General features: G+C 62.2%; 21 protein-coding genes and 2 pseudogenes. 16 read left to right on the top strand and 7 right to left on the bottom strand.

The annotated features are described in order from the left end of the window. From RR42_RS35370 to RR42_RS35350, 6 genes are all read left to right on the top strand, one after another. Complete coding sequence (locus RR42_RS35370; RefSeq protein ID WP_043356901.1) at nt 1–1293, top strand: copper oxidase; 1293 nt, start codon at nt 1–3, stop codon at nt 1291–1293. Nucleotides 1294–1359: 66 nt separating this feature from the next. Further along, nucleotides 1360–1704 (top strand): copper-binding protein, encoded by a 345-nt coding sequence (locus RR42_RS35365; protein WP_043356899.1) that lies wholly within the window; start codon nt 1360–1362, stop codon nt 1702–1704. A 69-nt stretch (nt 1705–1773) separates the two neighbouring features. Continuing rightward, on the top strand, nt 1774–2148 hold the full coding sequence (locus RR42_RS35360) for a copper resistance CopC family protein (RefSeq protein ID WP_043356896.1): 375 nt from the start codon (nt 1774–1776) through the stop codon (nt 2146–2148). Next, entirely contained in the window at nt 2148–3092 is a 945-nt protein-coding gene (locus tag RR42_RS35355) for a copper resistance D family protein (protein ID WP_043356895.1), read from the top strand. Before RR42_RS35360 ends, RR42_RS35355 begins: the two co-directional genes overlap by 1 nt. A 421-nt stretch (nt 3093–3513) precedes the next feature. After that, on the top strand, nt 3514–3627 hold the full coding sequence (locus RR42_RS41885; protein ID WP_082055220.1) for a DUF2933 domain-containing protein: 114 nt from the start codon (nt 3514–3516) through the stop codon (nt 3625–3627). A 72-nt stretch (nt 3628–3699) separates the two neighbouring features. Next, the gene (locus RR42_RS35350) at nt 3700–6156 is read left to right on the top strand and encodes a heavy metal translocating P-type ATPase (RefSeq protein WP_043356893.1); all 2457 of its coding nucleotides are present in this window, start codon (nt 3700–3702) and stop codon (nt 6154–6156) included. A gap of 270 nt (nt 6157–6426) precedes the next feature. Here RR42_RS35350 and ppk2 read toward each other — a convergent pair whose 3' ends face one another. The 4 genes and pseudogenes from ppk2 to RR42_RS35330 all read right to left on the bottom strand — a co-directional run bounded on the left by ppk2 (nt 6427) and on the right by RR42_RS35330 (nt 11196). After that, nucleotides 6427–7233, bottom strand: coding sequence for a polyphosphate kinase 2 (ppk2, locus tag RR42_RS35345; protein ID WP_043356891.1), 807 nt, complete (start codon nt 7231–7233; stop codon nt 6427–6429). Continuing rightward, entirely contained in the window at nt 7211–9154 is a 1944-nt protein-coding gene (gene ftsH / locus RR42_RS35340) for an ATP-dependent zinc metalloprotease FtsH (RefSeq protein ID WP_043356889.1), read from the bottom strand. Before ftsH ends, ppk2 begins: the two co-directional genes overlap by 23 nt. A gap of 271 nt (nt 9155–9425) precedes the next feature. Next, a pseudogene (locus RR42_RS35335) lies at nt 9426–9785 on the bottom strand (heavy metal translocating P-type ATPase); the annotation flags it as partial. Nucleotides 9786–10014: 229 nt separating this feature from the next. Continuing rightward, nucleotides 10015–11196, bottom strand: a complete 1182-nt coding sequence (locus RR42_RS35330) for a methionine adenosyltransferase (protein WP_043356882.1) — start codon at nt 11194–11196, stop codon at nt 10015–10017. 291 nt (nt 11197–11487) lie between these two features. Here RR42_RS35330 and RR42_RS35325 point away from each other — a divergent pair, with 291 nt between their 5' ends. Genes RR42_RS35325 through RR42_RS35315 form a run of 3 tightly spaced genes read left to right on the top strand, consistent with a single transcriptional unit; the run spans nt 11488 to nt 13447 of the window. Then, nucleotides 11488–12108, top strand: a complete 621-nt coding sequence (locus RR42_RS35325; RefSeq protein ID WP_043358492.1) for a LemA family protein — start codon at nt 11488–11490, stop codon at nt 12106–12108. Then, on the top strand, nt 12105–12947 hold the full coding sequence (locus RR42_RS35320) for a TPM domain-containing protein (RefSeq protein WP_043356878.1): 843 nt from the start codon (nt 12105–12107) through the stop codon (nt 12945–12947). Before RR42_RS35325 ends, RR42_RS35320 begins: the two co-directional genes overlap by 4 nt. Continuing rightward, on the top strand, nt 12947–13447 hold the full coding sequence (locus RR42_RS35315) for a TPM domain-containing protein (protein ID WP_043356877.1): 501 nt from the start codon (nt 12947–12949) through the stop codon (nt 13445–13447). The genes RR42_RS35320 and RR42_RS35315 overlap by 1 nt, the downstream gene beginning before the upstream one ends. A gap of 21 nt (nt 13448–13468) precedes the next feature. Here the strand turns inward: RR42_RS35315 and RR42_RS41370 are convergent. Together RR42_RS41370 and RR42_RS35310 are read right to left on the bottom strand one after the other, a co-directional pair. Next, nucleotides 13469–13579, bottom strand: a pseudogene (locus RR42_RS41370) (peroxidase); the annotation flags it as partial. A gap of 289 nt (nt 13580–13868) precedes the next feature. Further along, complete coding sequence (locus RR42_RS35310; RefSeq protein ID WP_043356875.1) at nt 13869–14786, bottom strand: LysR family transcriptional regulator; 918 nt, start codon at nt 14784–14786, stop codon at nt 13869–13871. 153 nt (nt 14787–14939) lie between these two features. Here RR42_RS35310 and RR42_RS35305 point away from each other — a divergent pair, with 153 nt between their 5' ends. The 7 genes from RR42_RS35305 to RR42_RS35275 all read left to right on the top strand — a co-directional run bounded on the left by RR42_RS35305 (nt 14940) and on the right by RR42_RS35275 (nt 22758). After that, nucleotides 14940–16145 (top strand): pyridoxal phosphate-dependent aminotransferase, encoded by a 1206-nt coding sequence (locus tag RR42_RS35305; RefSeq protein WP_043356872.1) that lies wholly within the window; start codon nt 14940–14942, stop codon nt 16143–16145. A 42-nt stretch (nt 16146–16187) separates the two neighbouring features. Further along, nucleotides 16188–17162: a Bug family tripartite tricarboxylate transporter substrate binding protein gene (locus RR42_RS35300; RefSeq protein WP_043356870.1), complete on the top strand. Its 975-nt coding sequence runs from the start codon at nt 16188–16190 to the stop codon at nt 17160–17162. Between the two features lie 11 nt (nt 17163–17173). After that, complete coding sequence (locus RR42_RS35295; RefSeq protein WP_419188901.1) at nt 17174–17908, top strand: RraA family protein; 735 nt, start codon at nt 17174–17176, stop codon at nt 17906–17908. Nucleotides 17909–18150: 242 nt separating this feature from the next. After that, nucleotides 18151–19428, top strand: a complete 1278-nt coding sequence (gene hpnI / locus RR42_RS35290; RefSeq protein WP_082055218.1) for a bacteriohopanetetrol glucosamine biosynthesis glycosyltransferase HpnI — start codon at nt 18151–18153, stop codon at nt 19426–19428. After that, on the top strand, nt 19425–20846 hold the full coding sequence (hpnJ, locus tag RR42_RS35285) for a hopanoid biosynthesis associated radical SAM protein HpnJ (RefSeq protein WP_043356867.1): 1422 nt from the start codon (nt 19425–19427) through the stop codon (nt 20844–20846). The genes hpnI and hpnJ overlap by 4 nt, the downstream gene beginning before the upstream one ends. 17 nt (nt 20847–20863) lie before the next feature. Further along, nucleotides 20864–21715 (top strand): hopanoid biosynthesis-associated protein HpnK, encoded by an 852-nt coding sequence (hpnK, locus tag RR42_RS35280; RefSeq protein WP_043356866.1) that lies wholly within the window; start codon nt 20864–20866, stop codon nt 21713–21715. Then, nucleotides 21712–22758, top strand: coding sequence for a lysylphosphatidylglycerol synthase domain-containing protein (locus RR42_RS35275; protein ID WP_052495187.1), 1047 nt, complete (start codon nt 21712–21714; stop codon nt 22756–22758). Before hpnK ends, RR42_RS35275 begins: the two co-directional genes overlap by 4 nt. On the opposite strand, the gene RR42_RS35270 is transcribed toward RR42_RS35275, so the two are convergent. After that, the gene (locus RR42_RS35270; RefSeq protein WP_043358485.1) at nt 22742–24823 is read right to left on the bottom strand and encodes a 3-hydroxyacyl-CoA dehydrogenase NAD-binding domain-containing protein; all 2082 of its coding nucleotides are present in this window, start codon (nt 24821–24823) and stop codon (nt 22742–22744) included. The genes RR42_RS35275 and RR42_RS35270 overlap by 17 nt on opposite strands. Between the last annotated feature and the right edge of the window lie 15 nt (nt 24824–24838).

Below are 24838 nucleotides of genomic sequence, written 5' to 3'. Positions count from 1 at the left end.
ATGGTTTCCCGTCGACAATTCCTACAAGGCTCCGGTGCCGCCATGCTCGGTGCCGCCGTGGTGTCCAAAGCCGGTGCGGCATCGCTGCCGGAAGCACCTCTGCAATCCGGCGCTGCCACGCAGCCTCCACTCCTTCCTTCATCGGGACGGCCCTATAACCCCGTGGTAACGCTCAACGGCTGGACGTTACCCTGGCGCATGCGCAATGGCTGGAAGGAATTTCACCTTATTGCCGAACCGGTCGAGCGCGAATTCGCACCAGGGATGACAGCCCATCTCTGGGGCTACAACGGGCAGAGTCCGGGGCCGACCATCGAATGCGTGGAAGGGGATAAGGTCCGCATTTTCGTGACGAATAAATTGCCGGAGCACACCACGGTTCACTGGCATGGTGTCATCCTGCCTTCCGGTATGGATGGGGTGGGTGGACTGTCGCAGCCGCATATCAAACCGGGCAAGACCTTTGTCTATGAATTTGTCATGGGCAAGTCCGGCACGTTCATGTATCACCCCCATTCAGATGAAATGGTGCAGATGGCGATGGGCATGATGGGCTTTATCGTCGTGCATCCGAAAGACCAGTCGTTCATGCGAGTCGACCGCGACTTCGTGTTCCTGATGTCTGCCTACGACATCGACCCGGGCTCGTACACGCCGCGCGTCGCTACCATGACTGAATTCAATATGTGGACGTGGAACAGCCGCGTGTTCCCCGGTATCGACTCGTTGCCCGCGCGCCTCGGTGACCGTGTGCGTATCCGTATCGGCAACCTCACCATGACGAATCACCCAATTCACCTGCATGGAGTTGACTTCGAAGTGACGGGCACGGACGGGGGCTGGGTCCCCAAGGCCGCTCGCTGGCCCGAGGTGACGGCCGACGTTGCAGTCGGGCAGATGCGCGCGATTGAGTTCGTGGCCAACAATCCCGGTGACTGGGCTTTCCATTGCCACAAGTCGCATCACACCATGAACGCCATGGGGCACCAGGTCCCCACCATGATCGGGGTTAAGCAGAAGGACCTTGCCAAGAAGATGAGCAAGCTCGTGCCCGATTACATGGCGATGGGAGAAGCCGGTATGTCTGACATGGGGGGAATGGAGATGCCGTTGCCAGACAACACTTTGCCGATGATGACCGGGCAAGGTCCCTTCGGTCCGGTTGAGATGGGTGGCATGTTCACTGTACTCAAGGTGCGAGAAGGTCTGGGACGGAATGACTACAAAGACCCGGGTTGGTACAAGCATCCGAAAGGAACAGTCGCCTATGAGTACACCGGCGAACTGCCGTAACGCTGATTTCAACGGGCCGGAGCGTATCCGGTTCGCGTCTATCGTTCAACTATCGGAGTAAGAGTCATGAAGAAGGGATTTGTATCGATTGTTGTTGGCTTGGCACTCGCGTGCTCGGCCTCCGCGTTTGCTGGCGCAGGCGACATGGACATGAGCGGTAGCTCAGGTCACAAGGCAAGTTCAACCGCCGGGAGCATGTCGCACGGCGAGGTCAAGAAGGTCGACGCCGCTAGCGGGAAGCTCACTATCAAGCATGGTCCGCTGGAAAACCTCGGGATGGAAGGGATGACGATGGTCTTCAGGGTCAAAGAGCCGGCCATGATTTCGCAAGTAAAGGTTGGCGACAAGATTGACTTCGTTGCCGAGGATTTGAATGGTGCACTGACTGTCACCAAGCTTCAGGTGCAGTAAGCGCTCCTGCGAAAGGCGGCCGGCTCCCGGCCGCCATGACCTGCCCGAAATCACAGAGGAAGAATACACATGAAAGCACTGACCCGGAAAACGCTGATGGGCCTCGCGACCGCCGCCGCTATCGGACTGTCGCCCGCCATCGCATCTGCACACGGCAAACTCGAAGGCGCAGACCCGGCTGCGGGTAGCACGGTTGACGCGCTGGCGGGTCCACTTCGACTGACGTTCAATGAAGACCTGGAGCCGGCATTCAGCAATGTGAGCGTTGCCGACGCCAGCGGCACAGTCGTTAGCAAGGAGAAAGCCAAAGTCGACGCGTCGAATCCGCGTGTGCTGACGGTTGCTGTCCCGAAACTGTCGTCGGGTTCCTATGCCGTGCACTGGACCGTCATGACGCACGACGGGCACAAGGTCAAGGGCGACTATAAATTCACGGTGAAGTGATGAATGACGGTCTCCTTGGCATCTCGCGGCTTGCATTGACGGCACTGCAGAACCTCAGTTTTGCCTTGCTCGTCGGTACCTTGTTGAGCGAGCGCTGGCTGGCTCGTTCCCCGTCGCCGTGGCAAGCCGATGTCAGCCGACGGTTGGTGCGGGCATTCAGGGGCAGTGCCATCGTTGCGCTGCTGTCAGGCGTACTCGCCTTCTGGATACATTGCGCGCTGATGAGCGAGTCTTCGCTGGCAGACGCCTGGCCGGCGGTGCGCTCGATGCTGACGGAAACGGAATTCGGTCGCGCTTGGGGTATTGGCGCTGCCTTCATGCTTTTTGTCACCCTCATTTCGTTCTTCCCTTGGACCGGAAGCGCCTTTGGCTGCCAACTGGCTCAGGGGCTTGGGCTTGCGGGTTTTGCACTGAGCCGAAGCCATTCGGGCCATCCCGTGGACGCTGGCGCGTTCAGTCTGCCGGTTTGGGCCGATTGGATTCATCTTCTGGCCGTTAGTACTTGGGTTGGCATCGTGTGGGTCGCCGCGTTCATGGTGGCGCCGAAGATGGCCGAGGCTTCACAGGGTGACCACCAGAACGGTGCGTCTTTCATTCAATCGCTATCCGATACGGCCACGTACGCGCTTATCGCGCTCTTTGTCACCGGAGCCTATAACGGGTGGCGAGGAGTAGGTCCGCCCGGCAATTTGCTCGGCTCGGCGTACGGGCAACTGCTCGTGCTGAAGGTTTCCCTCGCGGTAGCTGCTGCGGCTCTCGGGGGGCACAATCGGTTCTTTGAAATGCCTCGTTTGTTGGCCTCGTTGAAAAGCGGGTCATCCGTGTCTCTCGCTCGCCAAATCAGGCGCTTCGCCGCCATTCTATATGTGGAGTCGTGGGTGCTAGCAGGGGTATTGGTTGCTGCTACGGTGCTGGTAGCGAGCCCGCTGCCAGGTACGTCCTAAGTTGTCCTGTGTTTTCACAATCAGGCATCAATTGAAGGCGAGGCTCAATGAAGCCATCGATGAAGTTGCCAACTGGCAGCATTCACCGCTGCCACGGCGCTGTCAGGCGTGGTGTTCGCAGCCGGCGACCAGCCGGCATGGCGGCACAGCCACGGGCACGGTGGTGGTGGGGTGACAGCCTTCGGCAAGCCAGGGGACCCGAAGAAAGTGAGTCGGAGCATCAATGTTGAGATGACCGACGATATGCGCTTCACCCCCGCCGTGATTACGGTGAAGAGAGGAGAGAGGAGAGACCATTCGCTTCAACGTCAAGAACGCAGGCAAAGAGGAGCACGAGATGGTACTCGGGACCGAAGGCGAGTTATTCGGCTGAACGCCGGGCGCGCAAGTTGGGTGTGCACGTCAGCTAACGGAATCCATAATGTTTGTCGGACGCGAACATTCGAATCATATTGTAACGTCGTGGCCGTATGCTCTAATTCTGCTGTGCAAGCTCATGCATCTGTTCCACGGTGGTAATGCCGGTCGTAGCTGAAACGCGAGGCTGGCGACGGCGAGGGGCGAGCAAGTTGACGCGCGGCGCGACGAATGACCTGGAGCACTTCAGATGAGCGACCAACGCGGTAAGGATACGGACTCCCACAACCAACACGCGAGCGGTGGGCAATCTTTGGGTAACGAGCATGACCATGGCTCTCATCATCAGCACGGTAATTCGAACCCTTCCGCTCCTGAAAGCCACGTGAGGTGTGAGCACAACCATGGCCACGCCGCCCCGGATGCCGCGACGCAACTGAATGACCCGGTCTGCGGTATGTCGGTCACAGCGGATTCGCATTTCCATAGCGAGCACGATGGGGTCCGCTACTTCTTTTGCAGTGAATCGTGCCAGAAGAAATTCGAGGCCGAGCCTCTCAAGTACATCGCTCCCGCAGTGGACGCCTCGGTTGCCTTCGCCTCGGAAGGCACTATCTACACTTGCCCGATGCATCTGGAGATTCGGCAAGACCACCCGGGGAACTGTCCGAAATGCGGCATGACACTGGAGCCGATAATCCCAGGTCTAGACGAGGAGGAAAATCCAGAACTTGTCGATTTCAGTCATCGCTTCTGGTGGACGCTCCCGCTGACGGTCGTCGTGTTCATTCTGGCGATGTTCGGGCATCAGCTTGACCTAATGGAGGTGTCTACCCAGAGTTGGGTGGAGCTGCTTCTCGCCACTCCCGTGGTCCTCTGGGCGGGGCTGCCGTTCTTCCAGCGCTGCATGCAGTCATTCATCAATCGCAGCCCAAACATGTGGACCCTGATTGGACTTGGCACCGGCGCCGCGTATCTCTACAGCGTGATTGCAACGGTCGCTCCTGGCGTCTTTCCCGAGGCCTTCGCGGCCCACGGTCGAATCGGTGTGTATTTCGAGGCCGCCGCCGTCATCATTTCGTTGACGCTGGTTGGCCAGTTGCTGGAGTTGAAGGCACGGTCGCAAACGTCGGCTGCTATCAAGTCGCTGCTCGGCCTGGCACCAAAGACAGCACGGCGCATCAATGCGGACGGTACCGAGGAAGACGTGCCGCTGACACATGTCCACGTTGGGGACACGCTTCGCGTACGGCCAGGCGAGAAAGTGCCGGTGGACGGCGTTGTGACCGAGGGCTCGAGCTCGCTGGATGAATCGATGATTACCGGGGAGCCGATTCCTGTTACCAAGCGGGTGGGCGACCACGTCATTGGTGCGACGATGAACACGTCCGGCAGCCTCGTCATCAAATCCGAGAAAGTCGGCTCTCAGACAGTGCTGTCGCAAATCATTCAGATGGTCGCACAGGCACAACGCTCCAAGGCGCCGATGCAGAGGATGGCCGATAAGGTGGCCGGGGTGTTCGTTCTGGCGGTGGTCGGTATCGCGCTGATTACCTTCTTCGCTTGGGGCTTCTTCGGTCCAGAGCCGAGCTGGGTGTATGGCCTCATCAATGCTGTCGCTGTTCTCATCATTGCATGCCCGTGTGCGCTTGGACTAGCTACGCCGATGTCTATTATGGTGGCGAGCGGAAAAGGTGCATCGAACGGTATGCTGTTTCGTGATGCGGCGGCCATTGAGAATCTACGGAAGGTGGACACGCTGATTGTCGACAAGACCGGCACCCTGACTGAAGGTCGTCCCACGTTCGAACGCGCGATTGGCGCGAACGGTTTCACGGAAGAGGAAGTTCTTCGGCTGGCCGCAAGCCTCGACCAGGGCAGCGAGCATCCTCTTGCCGCCACTATTGTTGAGGCGGCTCGCCAGCGCAATCTAGTACTTCAGAAGGCAGAGAACTTCGAATCTGGCACGGGCATTGGGGTGCGAGGGATTGTCGCCGGCAGGAAGCTGGCGCTTGGCAACACCGCGCTGATGCAAGCCGAAGGCATTGGTACGGATTCCCTAGCCGGCGAGGGTGACACCCTACGCGCCCAGGGCGCAAGCGTCATGTATCTTGCCGTTGATGGAAAGCTGGCAGGGATTCTCGCCGTGTCAGACCCCGTGAAACCCACTACGCCCGAAGCGCTCGCCAGGCTGAGAGAGGTGGGCATTCGGGTTGTGATGGCCACTGGGGACGGCGTGGTGACGGCCAAGTCGGTGGCCGCAAAGCTGGGTATTGACGAGTTCCACGGCGAGGTGAAGCCGGCCGACAAGCTGGCGCTGGTCTCGAAGTTCCAGGCGGAAGGCAGAGTTGTTGCGATGGCCGGCGACGGCATCAACGACGCGCCGGCGCTCGCGAAGGCCGATGTGGGCATTGCCATGGGCACGGGCACCGATGTCGCGATGAACAGTGCGCAAGTGACGCTTGTCAAAGGAGACCTGCGTGGCATTGCCCGCGCGCGGGAGTTGTCAGAGGCAACAATCTGGAACATGAAGCAGAACCTCGGATTTGCCTTTGTCTACAACGCTTTGGGGGTGCCGCTTGCCGCAGGGGTGTTGTACGCGTCTACCGGTTGGTTGCTATCTCCCATGATTGCTGCGCTGGCGATGAGTCTTAGTTCTGCCTCGGTAGTCTCAAATGCATTGCGGCTGCGGAAGGCGAAGATTTAATGCACGCATGCATGCATGCGTGCCGGTGCGGGCTAACCTGCACGGGCTCTTCCGTTGCGTCTCCCGAACCGCCCAGGCCGTTCGGCACAGGAAAGGTTCTGGGCGTCGATACAAGACCACTACGGCGAACATCAGGCTTGTCAATCTCAACATCCACAGTTACTTGTTACCGGACCACGCGCACTCAGGACGGATAAGAACCCGCCGACTTCAATGATGCTGGTCTTCATCTTGCCACCTAGGCCGGCACCGCCATGTGTGACTATTGGCTCATTTCGCAATGGCTCCGCTCAGCAGGTGTTCATCTGCATAGGGAAACACAATCTGCCGACGTGGGCGAATCAGCTGCTCATCCTTGTCCGCATAGTGAAGACGATGCAGCAAATCCTTGATGACATTGAGGCGCGCCAGGCGTTTATCGTCTGCGCTGACGACGTTCCATGGCACGACAGCGTTGGTGCGGGCAAACATCTCGTTTCGAGCCTTGCTGTACTTATTCCAAAGCGAGACTGCCTGCTCGTCGATGGGGCTTATCTTCCATTGCTTTAGCGGGTCGCGCCGGCGGTCCTCAAGTCGCTTCTTCTGTTCCGGCTTGGTGATGTCCAGGTAGTATTTGATGAGACGAATGCCAGAACGAACCAGCATGCCTTCGAACTCAAGGACGCTAGACATGAACTCCTCGTGCTCCGCGTCAGTGCAAAAGCCCATCACGTGCTCGACACCTGCCCGGTTATACCAACTGCGATTAAAGAGCGTGAATTCTCCGGCGGCAGGCAACTCCGCCGCAAATCGTTGGAAATACCATGAGCCTCGGTCGCGGTCGGATGGCTTCCCGAGCGCGACCACTCGCGTTTCGCGCGGACTGAGATGCTCCACGATGCGCTTAATCGTTCCGTCCTTCCCGGAGGCATCTCGCCCCTCGAAAATGACCAGTATCCGGTCGTTGCAGCAGAGGAAGTGCCTTTGCAGTTTCACCAGCTCAATCTGAAGTAAATGCAGTTCCTCTTCGTATTCGCCATGCGAAATGGAACTGACTTCAGCGTCATCCTCTTGGTTACTTGCCTTCGTTTTTTTCATTGTTCCGCGTCCGTGGGTCTGGTGTTTCGGCGGTCTCTGCAGCATGCTTTCCCGGCGTCAGCGGGGTAACTTTGTCGGATAGCAGCAAGTCGAGGGCAGACCGGTCTACGACCTCTTGCTCGAGCAGTAGCTTGGCCAGTGCGTCGAGTTTGTTCCGATTTGCCAGCAGTGTTTGCTTCACTCGCCCGTTCGCATCGGCCAGAATCTGTCTGACCTCGGTATCAATCATCTGCGCCGTGCTTTCACTGTATTCCTTGCGCTCTCGTGGCATCATGCCAGCGCCCATGAACATGGGATTTCGCATTTCCTCATAGGTTGCCAGTCCAAGCTGTTCACTCATCCCAAACTGGGTAATCATCTGGCGCGCCATGTCGGTGGCGCGCTGCAAATCGTTCTGTGCACCGGTCGACACATCCCCAAAAGCAATTTGCTCGGCGACGCGGCCACCGAGCAGCACATCAAGTCGGTCAAGCAGTTCGCTCTGCTTCAGTAGATAGCGGTCCTCCGTCGGTGTTTGCTGCGTATAACCAAGCGCGGCCACACCACGCGGAATGATGGAAACTTTCGAGACACGGTCAGCGCGTGGCCGCGACTCCGCCACGATGGCATGACCCGCTTCGTGGTAGGCAATGGTTTCCTTTTCTTGAGGATTCATCACACGGTTCTTCTTTTCCAACCCGCCAACAATGCGGTCCAGTGCCTCATCAAAGTCGGTCATCTCCACCGCATCCTCCCCCTTGCGAGCCGCCAGCAACGCGGCCTCGTTGACGAGGTTGGCGAGGTCGGCTCCGGCGAATCCAGGTGTGCGCGCCGCCAATTTTGTTAGCTCAACGGTGGGGGCGAGGACAACGTTTTTGACATGGACCTTGAGAATCTGCTCGCGGCCTTTCAGGTCTGGACGGTCGAGTGCGACATGGCGGTCAAACCGCCCTGGACGCAACAGGGCGGGGTCCAAAATCTCAGGACGATTGGTGGCCGCCATAATGATGACCCCCTTATTGGTATCGAAGCCGTCCATCTCCACCAACAACTGGTTCAGCGTCTGCTCGCGCTCCTCATTGCCGCCCATTGCATTGAACGCGCGGGTTTTGCCCAGCGCGTCGAGTTCGTCGATGAAGATGATGCAGGGCGCCTTGCTCTCGGCTTGGTTGAACAGGTCGCGCACCCGTGCTGCGCCCACGCCAACGAACATCTCAACGAAGTCGGAGCCGCTCAAGCTGAAGAAAGGCACACCAGCTTCTCCGGCAACGGCCTTCGCGAGAAGGGTTTTGCCGGTACCCGGTGCCCCCAGCAGCAACACACCCTTTGGAATCTTGCCGCCGAGGCGTCTGTAGCGCTGAGGGTCCTTCAGGAAGTTCACGATTTCAGAGAGCTCCTCCTTGGCCTCGTCGATGCCAGCGACATCGGCAAAGGTCACGCCAGTTTCTTTCTGCATATAGACCTTGGCCTTGCTCTTCCCAATCTCCAGCATCCCGCTGGCGGCCCCGCCCATACGCTTAATCATGAAGCTCCAGATTGCAAAGAACAGGAGCGCCGGCACAATCCACGAGAGCAGGACGCCAATCCACTTGCTATCGGCTTCCCCGACGAAGCGTACTTTGGCCGCTTCGAGGTCTTGAACCAGATTGGGGTCATTGACCCGGAGCGTGGAAAACTGATGGTCGCCTTTCCCCTCGCGCAGCATCTCGTCGACCTGCTGCTTGGGAAGAAATTTATCGATGCCCTCAGTGCTGAGCGTACCCGTGATGGCCGCCTCCCCAAGCGCGACGTTCTTGAGCTTGCCGGCCTTGAGCAGGACCTTGAAATCGCTGTATGGCAGGGTTTCGATATGAGAGGTGCCTATGTAGCTCTGTATGGCAAGCATCATCACGGCTGCCGCAAGTACGTACAAGAGGGAGAACTGTTGTTGACGCGGTTCCATTGGGGGCCTCTTATCTTCTTAGCAAACGGCCGTGTGGCGGCCGGGAGTCGGTCCAGAGGTGAGGTTAGGTCGGCAAACGTGCGGGGTGCTGTACCTTTGCCGTGGCAACGGTTCGGGTTCCTGGGTCAGTCGTTTCCTCGCAGCATATTCTGTAGCCACGCAAAGAAGGCGCCGGCGGCGAAGAACCCGACCGCGAACACGATGGCCGGATAGATGACGGACCACCATGTCAGCGGTCGGGATGTCTGAAGCCATCGGAAATCCAGTCCGTGATTGCTTTCATCTCGCTCTCTGGCGAGTCGGAAGTTCGAAGGTGACTCTCACCACAAAAGTAGTACTTGCGGTTGCCTCGCTCGGTGGCTAGGGCCGTCGCCTTGTCGACGATCATCCCGCAGATGGGGTCCTTGGCGAGGAAGACCTGTTCGCAGCAATGCGAGCAGAACCAGTAGCGCTTCTGCTTCTGGTCAACCTCCGTGCTGGCAGCGGCTTCCCCGGGGGAGATTCCCATGCCGCAAACCGGGTCCCGCACCCGTTGCGGGGGCGCGGCTGTGCCTTGGGCGGTCGCCGGGGCCGTCTGCGCATCGGTAACGCCGTATTTGTCCCCATAGGGGGTAGCGGAGCTCGTGGGCATCACATCCTCTGCCTATGGCGAGTAGCAGCCTGCAACGCATGATTTGCATTCTCAGTATCGGCTCCCATCGGCTTTGTCTCTTGATGCGAATCAAGAAATGCTGCAACTGCGATGATTTGGTGCCGTGGGTGCGGCGGCGTTGAACGCGGAACAGCGCAAGAATGGGCAGACGACGTTAGAGAAGTCCTGCCGGCACCGATGGCAAGCAGACTGGGCCGGGATTGCGGACCTAAAAGACTGGCGCCGTTCCGCTGACCAGTTCCTTTACCAAGGCGGGGAGCTCCGCCAGTTGCTGCCCAACGAGGTAACGGATTTGCTGTTGTCGGGCGGTCGAGAGCCCATCTGCCGCGGTCACATCGATTGCGACCAGTTGCGGCTGGTCGATTGGGCGCCCAATCGAAGACAGCAGCCGGATGAAGACGACATCCACGCCATCCACGTTGGCCTCAATATGCGCTGCCAGCCGATGGGCTAACACGTTGTAGAGCTTGCCGACATGCGAAGCCGGGTTCTTCCCCGCCGCAGCCTCCAGCGACATGGGTCGATAGGGTGTAATCAAGCCATTGACCCGGTTCCCACGACCCACTTCACCGTCGTCACCGTGTTCCGCGCTCAGGCCTGTGACGGTCAGGTAGAGTCCGCTTTCGTCGCGGGCAGCGGGGTCGTCCAGGGTATTGATTTCAATCTCGCATAAAGGACGGATGTGCCTGGCAAGAAGCGACGTAATTTCATTCTTCAGCGTGAAGTATTCCTCGACGCGGTGCACATCTTGGTCGACAAACGCGAGAGCAACGGTGAGGCGGTGATGCGCATCCAGTCGACTTCCCATGACCTTGTAGTCGTGGCCTGCCGCCTTGAAAGCGTCCCTGAATCCACTTGAGTTGAGAAGGTGCGCGACAGACAGCACCGAGCTTTCAAGGCTGGAGTATGGCGCATAGCCGACACCAAAGGACGTGTCGTTGGACAGAGGGACGGAGTAGCCAGTCACCCGCCGGAGGTTCGGAGCCGAAGGGCGCAGAACGAGCTCGATGTGAATCGTATTGCCAATCCCGCCTAAGCTTGCTGTCAGGTACTCGCGAATGGCCTGCTCAACGACTGCCTCAGCCGTGGCCGACGGCAGGTTGGTCACCGGGCCGGAGACTATCAATCGCATTGGGCGCAGCAGCTCACCGCCTCCGAATTTCGGTGCACTCATGCCGCCAATCAGCAGCGCCTTGTCGAGATTGAAATGCTGGATTGACCCGTAGGTCTCGAGGTAAGCCCGGCATAGGGCGCGGGCGCCAGCCTCGACCGCACCGTCGCAAATACTGTCCGGATGACCAATACCCTTGTGCTCGCACATCTCAGTGCGCGCGTCCCACTGTGATGGCGCCTTCGCGATGGAAAGCGCAATGTTCTCCGAGGCCAGCATGCCAAACCTCCTTCACGCGGTCACCCCCCCGTACTCATTCTATGCCGCGCCCTGAGGTGCCCAAGCACGTGGTTCGGTGAGCCTGAATGTAATTGGCACGTCGTCCTGGAAGCCCCGGTGTGAGGGAGTACCCCATTGTTGAGCGAAGTCAAGATACCTGTCATCCACACAGCCTAGTATGAGTATAGAAACCCGGCTTGCGGCGGCGCGTGCTCATCGCGGGGGGCGTTTTAGTGGATTAGCAGACTCATGCGGCTTGTCAGGAGGGCCGCCAGAGGCAGGAGGTGTCTCGTGCGCAGAATATGGTCGGTGCTTGTTGTACTGCTCGCAGCTAGCCTCACAGGATGTGGCTATAACACCATCCAGTCGCAGGATGAGCAGGTTAAGGCGGGTTGGTCCGAGGTGGTGAACCAGTACCAACGTCGCGCGGACCTGGTACCAAATCTGGTGAATACCGTCAAAGGCTACGCAAGCCACGAAAGGGAAGTGCTGACGCAGGTGACTGAAGCCCGTGCTCGCGTCGGTTCAATCCAGGCCACGCCCGCGCTGCTCAACGACCCGCAGGCGTTTGCCCAGTTCCAGGCCGCCCAGCAACAACTCTCCGGGTCCCTGTCCCGGCTTCTCGCCGTATCGGAGAACTACCCTCAGCTGAAGGCGGATGCTGGTTTCCGCGACCTGCAGGCCCAGCTCGAAGGCACTGAGAACAGGATTTCCATTGCGCGAAATCGATATATTCAGGCCGTACAGGCCTACAACGTGACTGTGCGTGCGTTTCCTTCGAATCTGACGGCGATGGTGTTTAGCTATAAGGTAAAACCAAATTTCAGTGTCGCCGACGAAGCGGGTATCGCCAAGCCACCACAAGTTGGATTCGGTGCGACGCCGGCCAGCGCCCCTGGGGGTGCCAAGTGAACCTGCTCTCGGCAGCACGAGGCCTGCTTCTAGCACTGACAGCCTTTGCGTCTCTCGGGGCCATTGCCGATGTTGCTGTTCCGCCGTTGACCGCGCGAGTGACGGACATGACTGGCACGCTCACGCGCGAGCAGCAGGCGTCCCTGGACCAGACGCTGCAGGCCTTCGAAGCAAAGAAGGGAGCGCAAGTTGCGATTCTCATCGTTCCCACCACCCAACCTGAAACCATCGAGCAGTACTCCCTTCGCGTGGTTGAGCAATGGAAGCTGGGACGCAAGCGCGTAGATGACGGCGCACTGCTCATCATTGCCAAGGATGACCGCACGCTTCGTATTGAGGTGGGCTACGGCCTCGAAGGCGTCCTGACTGACGCTGCGAGCAAGCGCATCATCAGTGAGGATATCGTGCCTCGATTCAAGCAGCGCGATTTTTACGGCGGCGTGGCGGCAGGCGTTGACCGCATGCTTGGGGTTATCGGAGGGGAGCCACTGCCACCGCCAAAGGAAACGGCAGGGGATAGGGGGGACACTGTCCGGCAACTGATGCCAATCCTTCTTGTGCTCACTCTGGTTCTGGGTGGGGTATTGCGGTCCATGCTGGGGAGGTTCCCGGGTGCAGTCGCGACCGGTGGCGCCGTCGGTGTGGTCGCGTGGATGCTTTCCGGCGCCATCTTTGCTGCCATCGTTGCGGCGGCAATCGCGCTCTTGTTTACGCTGCTGGGCGGCGGGCACATGGGCTTGCTGGGTATCGGGGGCCGCTCGGGTGGCCGCTCGGGCTCTGGGGGATTCGGTGGCGGTGGCGGCGGCTTTGGCGGCGGCGGTGCCTCGGGCAAGTGGTGATGGAAAACGTCAAACGCATCGTTAGGCATCTGCTGATGACTCACTGGCAGGTCAGGCAAGCCTTCCCGCAGGAGACCCTGCGCGCAATCGAGCAAGCCATTGCAGAAAGCGAGTCGACACATATCGGACAGCTCTGTTTTGCGGTGGAGGGGGCGCTGAGCCTCACGAGCCTATTCAAGGGGGGGCTGGCGCGCGCGCGTGCCGTCGAAGTCTTCTCTCAGTTGCGCGTCTGGGATACAGAACATAACAATGGTGTCCTGATTTACCTATTGCTGGCAGATCGCAGCGTTGAAATTGTTGCTGACCGTGGCATCCACGCGAAGGTCGAGCCCGGTGAGTGGGATGTCGTTTGCAGGGAAATGGAGGCTGCCTTCCGACGCGCTGAGTATCAACGTGGTGTTATCGCCGGCGTTCAGGCCATCAGCCGGCATCTGGGCAGGCATTTTCCCGCGCAGGCCAGCGGCAAGAACGAGTTGAGCGACAGACCAATGATTCTCTGAGCCGCAGGAATGCCGCCTCGGGCCCGCGCCGGGGCGGCCGAACGGCATGTTGTCGCTCAGGATTTTCACTTCTTGCCCGTTTTCGTCGTGCGTGGTGAGGGAGCTGTGCGATGACGACGGTTTGACTTCGGCGTCGCGTTCAACGAAGTCTACCTCTGTGGTTATTGATGCAAGCGAAGATCGAATCGGTTGCTGAACATCGAGAGTGAGCATTGCAGGCTTGCCAGGGACATACTCCCGTCCAAGCGCCGTCATATTGGCCCGACGGGGGCGAAGGAGATGATTCGCTTCCGAACCTCTTGCCTGGCTGCCCAACCGCAAAGCGGTTCAGGGGGGATCGAGCAATCACGCCTGCGGAAGCGATAGCGTCTCTTGGTTACAGCAGCAGGCGAGCGCATCGAACTGACGGCGCAACAGGCGCTCACCGCGTCACCGCAAGATCATGCGGTCCGCGCGAGAAGTCGCACACAAGCCGGCCGACCTCGGCAATGACATCCAGCGCCGCGCTGAAGGCATCGTCCCGGTACACGGCGGAGTAAACCAGGGGCGGTGGCATGGGGTCGCTCTTTACCACGCGCAGGAGCCCTCGCTCGATATCCGTGGCGAAGTAGTCCAGGGCAAGCTGGCTGATGCCGAGTCCTTCGATGGTCAGTGCTCTCAATACGGTCAGGCTGTTGGTGGCAAATACCTTCTTGAACCTGAATCCATGCTCCCGGCGCCAAGCGCCGTAGAAGGTGTTCTTCGCGGACCCGATGGATTGCTCCAGCACGGGATACCGGGCAAATTCTTCGGGGCGCAGCGGCCTGTCGGGTAACGCGAGGTTGGGGCTTGCCATCCACAGATCTTCCACGCGGCCGACCTCCACCGTCTTGTAGGCTTCGCCCCAGAACGTGCCCGGCAGGATCGCCAGGTCGATCTTGTTTGCCTCCAGGCCTTCGAACAAGTTCATGCCCGCATCGACCACCGGTTCCAGTTGAAGGTCTGGATGCCGGTTCTTGAGTTCCTTGAGCAGCTTGGTCAGCCAGGTCAGCGCGATGAGCTCGGTGACGCCGATGCGGTAGGTGCCGGTGAGCTTGTCGACCTGCCCGACCTCGGCATTGATCCGCTCGCGCAGCCGCATGGCGTCTTCGGCGAGGGTCAGGAGCCGGCTGCCGGCATGGGTGGGCACGAGGCCCTTTGGCGTGCGGTGGACGAGTTGCACGCCCAGGATCGCCTCCAGTTCGCCGACACGCTTGGACATGGCCGATTGCGTCGCGTGGAGCTTGGTCGCCGCCGAGCTGAAGGATGCATGCGTCACACAGGAGTAGAAGGCTTCGAGTTGCTTGAACGTGACTGACATTGGATTTCCCGATTCTGTGCGGCGACATATTCTCGCACCAACGATGCCATCATCACGAAAAAATGGAATACCGGCGCAATCCGATTTCTCGTTTTGCCGGGCCGGCGCGGTGGCGGATACTTTCTCGCAAGATCCCTTCCATGGCCACGCCGCATGCTTTCGCTCACCGACCGACTCAACCGAATCAAGCCCTCTCCCAGTTCCATGGCGGGCCAACGCGTGCGGGAGCTCCGCGCCGCGGGGCGCGATGTGATCGGCCTCACCGCCGGGGAGCCGGACTTCGAGACCCCGGCCCACATCCGGGAAGCCGCCTGGCGTGCGATGCAAGCCGGCAAGACGCGCTACACCGATGTGGGGGGCACGGCCGAGCTGCGCCACGCCGCCGCGCAAAAATTCAAGCGGGAGAACGGTCTCGACTATGCGGCCAGCGAGATCATCGTCAGCACCGGCGCCAAGCAGGTCATCTTCAATGCGCTCATGTGCACGGTGCAACAGGGCGACGAGGTCATCGTGCCCGCGCCATACTGGGTGTCGTACCCGGATATCACGCTGTTTGCCGGTGGCGTGCCGGTGTTCGTGGCATGCCAGGCGGAGAACGGGTTCAAGCTCACGCCCGAGGAGCTCGAGCGTGCCATCTCCGCGCGCACTCGCTGGCTGATCCTCAATTCGCCGAACAACCCCAGCGGCGCCGCCTATACCCGCACGGAGCTGGTTGCCATTGCCGAGGTACTGGAGCGTCACCCGCACGTCTGGGTGATGACGGATGACATCTACGAGCACCTCACTTACGACGGCGCCGCCTTTGTCACGCTGGCGCAAGCCGCTCCGTCACTGAAGGCGCGCACGCTGACCATCAACGGCGTCTCGAAAGCCTACGCGATGACGGGCTGGCGCATCGGCTACGCCGGCGCGCCTGCGCCGCTCATCAAGGCGATGGTGAAGCTGCAATCGCAAAGCACGTCCGGTGCCAATGCGGTGGCGCAGGCCGCGGCGATCGCGGCGCTGGACGGCCCGCAGGACTTCATCGCGGCCAACAAGGCGGTGTTCCAGGCGCGCCGGGACAGGGTCGTTGCCGCGCTCGGGCAGGTCGACGGCATTCACTGCCAGGCGCCAGCCGGCGCCTTCTATGTCTTTGCTTCGTGCGAAGCGCTGATCGGCGCGCGCACGCCGCACGGCTCGGTGATCCGGTCCAGCGACGACTGGGTCAACTGGGTGCTGGACTCGCAGGATCTGGCGGTACTGCAGGGCTCCGCCTACGGCGTCGATACGCACTTCCGGCTTTCGTTTGCCGCCAGCATGGCGCAACTGGACGAGGGCTGCCGCCGGATCGAAGCCGCGGCCGCCGCATTGATTCGCTAGGCATCGCACGACCTTCCTTGACTCCATCCACCAGGGCGCACCATGAACTTTCTGCTGAAGTGTCTTCGCCTCGTCGCGGCGGGCTTGCCGCTGCTTGCCACGGCTGCCCATGGCGAGCCCGCGTATCCCTCGAGGCCGATCCGCATCCTTGTGGGCTTTTCTCCTGGTGGCTCGAACGATATCGTCGCCCGTCTGCTTGCGCCCAAGCTGTCCGAGGCCCTGGGCCAGCAGGTGCTGATCGACAACCGCCCCGGCGCCGGCGGCAACATCGCGGCCGACACCATGCTCAAGGCGCCAGCCGATGGCCACACGCTGATGATCTGCACCACGGGGATGCTGTCCATCCAGCCGTCCTTGCAGAAGGTCAGCTACGATCCGCAGACCGACATCATTCCGGTGTCCCTGATCGCCAACACGCCATATATCGCGCTGGTCAACGCGGCGCTGCCCATCCACAACGTCAGGGAGCTGATCGCGTATGCCAAGGCCAATCCGGGCAAACTGAACTTTGCTTCGTCCGGTAATGGCACGGCGGGCCACCTCGCGGGCGAGATGCTCAAGCTGCGTGCCGGCATCAACATTGTCCATGTGCCTTACAAGGGCACGGGCCAGGCGATGACGGACCTGCTCGGCGGCCAGGTCTCCCTGATCTTCGATCAGCCCATCAGCTCATTGCCTTACGCGAAATCCGGAAAGCTGCGCGTGCTTGGCGTGGCGTCGCTGCAGCGCCTGCAATCGCTGCCCGACGTGCCGACATTCGCGGAGTCGGGCGTGCCGGGGTTTGACCCCGTGGCGTGGACCGGGCTTTGCGCGGCCAAGGGCACGCCGGCCAGCGTGGTGGCGCGTTTGCAGCACGACGTGGCGCAGGTGCTGCGCCAGCCGGAGATTGCGCAGCGCCTGAGCCAGGACGGCATGGAGGTGGTTGGCAGCACGTCGGATAAATTCCGCGAGTTCCTGGCCACCGACAAGCGCAAATGGGTCAGCGTGATCAAAGAAGCCAACGTCACGCTGAACTAAGGAGACACGGCATGGACATCGACATGGACATCGACATGGACGTCGACATGGACGTCGAGGGCAGCCTGCCGGATATGGTCCGGGACTTCGAGCGTGTTCGCCCGGACCTGATCGAGCAGGCGTCTCGGTTCGCCGCTTCGATCTTCGCGGATGTGGCGGGGCGCCGGGGCGGCATGCACGGGCGCATCGCACCGCTCGACCGCGCGAGCCGCTTCTGCGGGACCGCGCTCACGGTCGAAGTCCGGCCGGGGGACAACCTGATGATTCACGCCGCCATGGCGCTCGCAAAGCCAGGCGACGTGATTGTGGTGGACGGCAAGGGCGACCAGTCGTGCGCGCTGATGGGTGCCATCATGACGAACCAGTGCAAGGCGCTTGGCGTGGCGGCGGTGGTGCTGGACGCGGCATCGCGCGACGCCGATGAGATTCGTGAACTGGGCTTTCCGATGTATTCCGTTGGCACAAATCCAAATGGTCCCACCAAGCTTGTGCCCGGCCGCGTCAACCATCCGATTCAATGCGGCGGCGTCACGGTCAGGGCCGGTGATCTTGTGATCGGCGACGCCGATGGCGTGGTGGTGATCGAGCGCGAAAAGGTGGCCGGGCTGATCGGGAGGGCGGCCGAGAAGGTGACGGCGGAGCGAAAGCGGATCGACGGCATCCGGTCAGGCCAGGCATTGCGCCCGGCCTGGCTCGACGCGTCCTTGCGGGCGGCGGGCGTGCTCAAGGAGGGCGAGGCGCTCTGAGCGTAGCTGGCGCTCAGGGCCTGTCCCCGGGCCTGGTCCTTCCGATAAAAATGGAATTAACAAGAATTGTTATCAATATCTTTCTCGTCCACTTTGGGTACTCCACGTTGTCCCCACGCCATCCGCGATCTTACTAGTGGACGAAATAACTTCTGTACGTCATATTTCGCCTTAATACTTCCTTAAGTATTTGCGCTATACCGTACAACTTTAGTCAAAACCTTATTTGAGGGCTGGCCGAGATGACGTTGGGAGGGCTTGCTGGTCCGGCAGTGGCATGGCTCGCGGCAGGATATGCCGTGGCGGCGGCGTGGATCAGCCGACGGTCCTCGCCCGGCCCAGCCCCCGCCTGCGTAGCCCCGGATAGCGCGAGCCTTCGCCCGGTGAGCGTGCTCAAGCCACTGTGCGGCGCCGAGCCTCGTCTCTACGAAAACCTGGCCACCTTGTGCCGACAGCAGCACCCCGCCTACCAGATCGTGTTTGGCGTACGCGCCGCCGACGATCCTGCCATTGGCGTGGTGGAGCGCTTGCGCGCCGATTTCCCCGCCTGCGAGATCGACCTGGTCATCGATCCCCGGGTGCATGGCAGCAATCTCAAGGCCAGCAACCTGATCAACCTTTGCGCCAGCGCGCGCCACGCATGGCTGGTGGTCGCCGATAGCGACATTGCCGTGGCGCCGGATTATCTGGCACGCGTTACCGCCCCCCTGGCCGATGCCCCGGTCGGTGTGGTGACTTGCCTGTATCGCGGCCATCCGGTCGGCGGCTTCTGGTCGCGCCTGGGGGCGGGATTTATCGACCACTGGTTCGCGCCTTCGGTGCGGATCGCCCACGCGGGCGGCTCCCGCAGTTTTTGCTTTGGCGCCACCATTGCCATGCGGCGTGACGCGCTGGCCGCAATTGGCGGGTTCGAAGCGCTTTCCAACCGGCTTGCTGACGATTTCTGGCTGGGCGAGCTGGTTCGGCGGCGGGGTCTGGAGACAGTGCTGTCGGATGAGATGGTCACCACCGATGTGACGGAATCCAGTCTTTCTGATCTCTGGGCGCATGAATTGCGGTGGATGCGCACCATCCGCTCGCTCAATCCGGCTGGCTTCGCCTTCACCTTCATCACGTTCACCTGGCCGATGCTGGCGCTGGCCGCCTGGCTTTCGCCGCAGCCGCTGGTGCTGGCCGCGGTGCTGGTGGGCGGGTTGGCGCGCAGCATCCTGGCCGGGCGCATCGGCGCCGCGCTGATGGCGCCGCTGCGTGATACCCTGCTGCTCGTGGAGTGGGCGGTTGCACTGGCTGGTTCGCAGGTGCGCTGGCGCGATCGGATATTGCCGGTGCGAGACCCGCCCACAGCCGACGCGCCGCCGCAGCCGCGCGCGCCGGTGGCGCGTGCGGCCATGGAACCTTACCAGGGTGCTCGCGTAACGCGTCGCCCCCTTCCCTTGATGACGGAGGGGACAGACAATGGCGTGCCGGAACGCCAGTCGTCCCGTTCGACAAACGGCTTGAATCCCCCGAGGCTGCTATGAAAACCCTCTTCCTCCAGGTGCCTTCCTTCGATGGCTTTGACGGCGGCGCCGGCTCGCGCTACCAAGCCAAGCGCGAGATCAAATCGTTCTGGTACCCGACGTGGCTGGCGCAGCCCGCCGCCCTGGTGCCGGACAGCCGCGTGCTCGACGCGCCCGCCGACGGCCTGGGTGTGCAGGAAACGCTGGATATCGCCGCCGGCTATGAACTGGTCATCATCCATACCAGCACGCCGTCCTTTCCCACCGATGCCAAGTTCGCGGAAGAACTCAAGGCACGCCACCCCGGGGTGATGATCGGCATGGTGGGCGCCAAGCCCGCCGTCGACCCCGGCGGCACGCTCGGCGCGAGCCCCGCCATCGATTTCGTGTGCCGCGAGGAATTCGACTACACCTGCCAGGAGGTGGCCGCCGGCAAGCCGCTCAAGGACGTGCTTGGCCTGAGCTACAAGCTGCCCGATGGCTCGCAGGAGCACAACGGCCCGCGCCCGATGATCGAGAACATGGATGAGTTGCCCTTCGTGGCACCCATCTACCAGCGCGACCTGAAGATCGACAACTACTTCATCGGCTACCTGAAGCACCCCTACGTCTCGATCTATACCGGGCGCGGCTGCCGCTCCAAGTGCACCTTCTGCCTGTGGCCGCAGACCGTGGGCGGGCACCGCTATCGCACGCGCTCCCCGGAGAACGTGATCGCCGAGGTCAAGTGGATCAAGGAGAACATGCCCGAGGTCAAGGAGATCATGTTCGACGACGACACCTTCACGGATTTCAAGCCGCGGGTGGAGGAGATCGCGCGCGGGCTGGGCAAGCTGGGCGTGACGTGGTCCTGCAATGCCAAGGCCAACGTGCCCTACAGCACGCTCAAGATCATGAAGGAGAACGGCCTGCGCTTGCTGCTGGTGGGCTACGAGTCCGGCGACGACCAGATCCTGCTCAATATCAAGAAGGGCCTGCGCACCGATATCGCGCGTCGTTTCACCGAGGACTGCCGCAAGCTCGGCATCATCATCCACGGCACCTTCATCCTCGGCCTGCCCGGCGAGACCCGCGAGACGATCGAGAAGACCATCGCCTACGCGAAGGACATCAACCCGCACACGATCCAGGTCTCGCTGGCAGCGCCCTATCCGGGCACCACGCTATACCGGCAGGCGGTGGAAAACGGCTGGCTGGAAGACAACAAGGTCATCAACCTGGTCAACGACAAGGGCGTGCAGCTGGCCGCGATCAGCTATCCGCACCTGAGCAAGGAAGAGATCTACCATGGCGTGGAAACCTTCTATAAGCGCTTCTACTTCCGTCCGGGCAAGATCTGGGAAATCGTGCGCGAGATGCTGGGCAGCTGGGACATGATGAAGCGCCGCCTGCGCGAAGGGGTGGAGTTCTTCCGATTCCTGCGCTCGCACGAGGCCTGACCCTGGCGAGCGATCCTGTGGCGTCTGATCCTGCGCGGCGTGCCCTGATCATCACCGCCGACGATTTCGGCCTGCACGGCGGTGTCAACGAAGCGGTGGAGCTGGCGCACCGCGATGGTGTGCTCAACGCCGCCAGCCTGATGGTGGGCGCGAGCGCGGCCGCCGACGCGGTGGCGCGCGCCAGGCGCCTGCCGCGCTTGCGCGTGGGCCTGCATGTGGTGCTGGCTGACGGCCCGGCGGTGCTGGCCCCGGCTGCCATCCCGGCGCTGGTGGATGCGCATGGCCGCTTCGGCTCGGCCATGGCGCGCGACGGCTTCCGCTTTTTCTTTCTGCCGCATGTGCGGCGCCAGCTGGCCGCGGAGATCCGCGCCCAGTTCGAGGCGTTCGCCGCCACCGGGCTGACGCTGGACCACGTGAACACCCACAAGCATTTCCACTTGCATCCCACCGTGCTGTCCCTGATCTTGCGGATCGGCCGCGAGTTCGGCCTGCGCGCCATGCGCCTGCCCAGCGAGCCTGCGGCGCCGCTGTTGCTGCGGCCCTGGCTGACCCTGCTGCGCCGGCGGCTGGACCTGGCCGGCATTGCCCACAACGACTACGTGCTTGGCATCGCCAATAGCGGCCGCATGGACGAAGCCACCTTGCTGGCTGCGCTGGCGGAGCTGCCGGCGGGCGTGGGCGAGATCTACCTGCATCCCGGCGTGGTCTCCGGCGCCGAGGTGGCACCTAGCATGCATGGCTATCGCCATGCCGACGAGCTGGCCGCGCTGCTGTCGCCCCGCGTGCGCGAGACGCTGGAGCGAGCCGGCGTGCGCAGCGGCGGCTTTACCGACATCTTTGGCGCGCCTGGTGCCCTGGCCCCCGCATGAAGCGCCTGATCTACCTGACCGGCCTTTTGGGCTTGCTAGCCCTGAGCGCACTGGTGCTGCACGAAGGCGCGGCCGACATTGGCCACATCGTTGGCCAGGCCGGCTGGCCGCTGCTGCTGCTCGTGCCCTTCCACGCCCTGCCGCTGCTGCTGGACGCGCAAGGCTGGCGGGTGTTGCTGACGTCAGCCGATCCCGATGAGTCCGCTGGCCTTGCCTTCCTTTGGTGGGTGGCCACCGTGCGCGAGGCGGTCAACCGGCTGCTGCCCACCGTGGGTGTGGGTGGCGAGCTGGTTGGCATCCGGCTGACCCGCTTGCGCATTACGGATACCACGGCGGTGACCGCCAGCATCGTGGTGGAAGTCATGGTGACGCTGTTCGCACAGTACCTGTTCTCCGCGCTCGGCGTGGTGTTGCTGCTGTTGGCGCTCGGTGACGGCGATGGCCACGCCTGGGTGATCCTGGCTGGCTTGCTGCTGTCCTTGCCGGTGCCAGTGTTGTTTGCGCTCTCGCTGCGCCATAGCGCGCTGTTCGAGCGGCTGGAGGGCGCCGCGCGTCGCTTGTTCGGCACGGACCACCGGGTGGTCGCGCTGATCGACGGCGCCCGGCTCGACGCGCAGATCCGTGCGCTGAATGCGCGCCGCCGCGAATTGCTGGCCGCGCTGTGCTGGCAGTTCGCCGGCCTTGCCCTGGGCGCGGCGGAGATCTGGTTCGCGCTGTGGCTGCTGGGCCATCCCGTCCCGCTCTGGCAGGCGCTGGCGATCGAGTCACTGACGCAGGCCGTGCGCCATGTGGCCTTCTTCGTGCCGGCCGGCCTTGGCGTGCAGGAGGCCGTGATGCTGCTGCTGGGGCACCTGCTTGGCGTCGACCCGCAGGTGGCATTGTCGCTGGCACTGGTCAAGCGCGCGCGCGAGGTGCTCTTCGGCATCCCGGCGCTGCTGTCGTGGCAGTGGGTGGAGTTGCGGCGCTACATGGCCCCCAAGGCCGGGCCGGCCAAGGGGGCGCATCAGCACGCAGCGCCGGAACTGCCTACTTCAGGTCGCTGAACTTCTTGCCCTGCGCAACCAGGTCCTCGAGCAGCCTGGCCGGCTTGAAGTCCGCGCCGAGCGTCGCCTCGAAGTTCTTCATGACCGCCAGCACCTTGTCCAGCCCGATCGTGTCCGCATAGCACATCGGGCCGCCTCGGTACACCGGCCAGCCATAGCCGTTGACCCACACCACATCGATGTCGGAGGCGCGGATGGCCTTGCCTTCTTCCAGGATCTTTGCGCCTTCGTTGATCATCGGGTAGATGCAGCGCTCCAGGATCTCCTGCTCGCAGACCACGCGGCTGGTCTTGCCCTGCCTGGCGGCAAAGTCGCGGATGATCCCCTCGACCACGGGCGAGGGGATGGCATTGCGCTTCTCGTCGTAGTCGTAGTAGCCCGCGCCGGTTTTCTGGCCGCGGCGGTCCATCTCGCACAGGATCTCGCGCAGCGTGGCGCTGCTGGATTTCTCGCGGATCCAGCCCAGGTCCAGGCCGGCCAGGTCGCTCATGGCGAACGGGCCCATCGGGAAGCCGAAGTTGTACAGCACGCGGTCGATGTCCCACGGCAGCGCGCCTTCGAGCACGAGCTTCTGCGCTTCGCGCTGGCGCTGGGCGAGCATGCGGTTGCCGACAAAGCCCGGGCACACGCCCACCAGCGCGGCGATCTTGCCGATCTTGCGGGCCAGCTCCATCGACGTGCGGATGACGGGTTTGGCGGTCTTGTCGCCGCGCACCACTTCCAGCAGCTTCATGACGTTGGCCGGCGAGAAGAAGTGCAGGCCGATCACGGATTCCGGGCGCGACGTGGCGCGGGCGATCTCGTTGACGTCGAGCGCGGAGGTGTTGGTGGCCAGGATGGCGCCGGGCTTCACGATCTTGTCGAGCTTGCCGAAGATGTCCTTCTTCACGTCCATGTTTTCATAGACAGCTTCGATGACCAGGTCGGCGTCGGCCAGCTGGCCGAGTTCCAGCGTCGGGGTCAGCAGCGCCATGCGCCTGTCGACATCGGCGGCGGTGATGCGGCCCTTTTTTGCGGTGTTGTCGTAGTTGGCGCGGATGGTGCGCACGCCGCGGTCCAGCGCTTGCTGCGCAGTTTCCACGATCACGACGGGAATGCCGGCGTTGAGCATGTTCATGGCGATGCCGCCGCCCATGGTGCCCGCGCCGATGATGCCTACCTTCTTCACGTCGATGACCGGTGTGTCGGCTGGCACATCGGGCACGTTCCAGACCTGGCGCGAGGCGAAGAAGTAGTAGCGCTGCGCGGCGGATTGCGTGCCGTTCATCAGCTCCAGGAAGAGCTTGCGCTCGACCTTCATGCCTTCGTCGAAGGGCAGGTTGACCGCGGCCTCGATGCAGCGGATGTTGTACTCGGGCGCGTCGAAGCCACGGAACTTGCGGGCGTTGGCGCGGCGGAAGTCGGCGAACAGCTCCGGCTTGCCGCGCGCGGCTTCCACTTTTTCGTTGAGGTCGCGTACCTTGCGCAGCGGGCGCTGCTCGGCGTTGACCTGCCTGGCGAAGGCAATGGCGCTGGCGCGCAGCGCGGCGTCTTCGGTCACCAGGTCGAACAGCCCCATCTCCGCGGCCGCGGCCGCGCCGATGTGGGCGCCCGAGGTCACCATATCGAGCGCCTTGGCGGGGCCGACGATGCGGGGCAGGCGTTGTGTGCCGCCAGCGCCGGGCAGCAGGCCGAGGTTGACCTCCGGCAGGCCGCATCTGGCGGACCTGGCCGCCACGCGATAGTGGCAGACCAGCGCGACTTCCAGCCCGCCGCCCAGCGCGGTGCCGTGGATGGCGGCGACCACGGGCTTGGGCGAGCCTTCGATTGCGGCTTGCACGTCGGCCAGCGACGGGCCAACCGGCGGCTTGCCGAATTCGGTGATGTCGGCGCCGGCGATAAAGGTCTTGCCCGCGCAGGTCAGGACGATGCCCCTGACGTTGCTGTCGGCGATGGCGCGCTCGATGCCGGCGAGGATGCCGGCGCGCACTGCGGCGGACAGTGCGTTTACTGGCGGTGAGTTGAGCGTCAGGATGGCGATCTCGCCTTCCACGGCGAGATCGGCGACTGCGTTGATAGCGGACATGGGTGTGGACTCCAG

The sequence above is a fragment of the Cupriavidus basilensis genome, assembly GCF_000832305.1.
Taxonomy (GTDB): Bacteria; Pseudomonadota; Gammaproteobacteria; order Burkholderiales; family Burkholderiaceae; genus Cupriavidus; species Cupriavidus basilensis_F.
The sequence above is the reverse complement of the archived record's forward strand: the minus strand, read 5'-3'. Positions and strand labels throughout refer to the sequence as shown.

Bases quoted from the DNA above. Each gene is read 5' to 3' on its own strand.
- RR42_RS35300 (WP_043356870.1), top strand. From the start codon at position 16,188: ATGAACTTTCTGCTGAAGTGTCTTCGCCTCGTCGCGGCGGGCTTGCCG.
- RR42_RS35365 (WP_043356899.1), top strand. From the start codon at position 1,360: ATGAAGAAGGGATTTGTATCGATTGTTGTTGGCTTGGCACTCGCGTGC.
- RR42_RS35350 (WP_043356893.1), top strand. From the start codon at position 3,700: ATGAGCGACCAACGCGGTAAGGATACGGACTCCCACAACCAACACGCG.
- hpnJ (WP_043356867.1), top strand. From the start codon at position 19,425: ATGAAAACCCTCTTCCTCCAGGTGCCTTCCTTCGATGGCTTTGACGGC.
- RR42_RS35275 (WP_052495187.1), top strand. From the start codon at position 21,712: ATGAAGCGCCTGATCTACCTGACCGGCCTTTTGGGCTTGCTAGCCCTG.
- RR42_RS35305 (WP_043356872.1), top strand. From the start codon at position 14,940: ATGCTTTCGCTCACCGACCGACTCAACCGAATCAAGCCCTCTCCCAGT.
- RR42_RS35330 (WP_043356882.1), bottom strand. From the start codon at position 11,196: ATGCTGGCCTCGGAGAACATTGCGCTTTCCATCGCGAAGGCGCCATCA.
- hpnI (WP_082055218.1), top strand. From the start codon at position 18,151: ATGACGTTGGGAGGGCTTGCTGGTCCGGCAGTGGCATGGCTCGCGGCA.
- RR42_RS35370 (WP_043356901.1), top strand. From the start codon at position 1: ATGGTTTCCCGTCGACAATTCCTACAAGGCTCCGGTGCCGCCATGCTC.
- RR42_RS35310 (WP_043356875.1), bottom strand. From the start codon at position 14,786: ATGTCAGTCACGTTCAAGCAACTCGAAGCCTTCTACTCCTGTGTGACG.
- RR42_RS35315 (WP_043356877.1), top strand. From the start codon at position 12,947: ATGGAAAACGTCAAACGCATCGTTAGGCATCTGCTGATGACTCACTGG.
- RR42_RS35270 (WP_043358485.1), bottom strand. From the start codon at position 24,823: ATGTCCGCTATCAACGCAGTCGCCGATCTCGCCGTGGAAGGCGAGATC.
- ppk2 (WP_043356891.1), bottom strand. From the start codon at position 7,233: ATGAAAAAAACGAAGGCAAGTAACCAAGAGGATGACGCTGAAGTCAGT.
- RR42_RS35295 (WP_419188901.1), top strand. From the start codon at position 17,174: ATGGACATCGACATGGACATCGACATGGACGTCGACATGGACGTCGAG.
- RR42_RS35355 (WP_043356895.1), top strand. From the start codon at position 2,148: ATGAATGACGGTCTCCTTGGCATCTCGCGGCTTGCATTGACGGCACTG.
- RR42_RS35360 (WP_043356896.1), top strand. From the start codon at position 1,774: ATGAAAGCACTGACCCGGAAAACGCTGATGGGCCTCGCGACCGCCGCC.
- ftsH (WP_043356889.1), bottom strand. From the start codon at position 9,154: ATGGAACCGCGTCAACAACAGTTCTCCCTCTTGTACGTACTTGCGGCA.
- RR42_RS41885 (WP_082055220.1), top strand. From the start codon at position 3,514: ATGTTTGTCGGACGCGAACATTCGAATCATATTGTAACGTCGTGGCCG.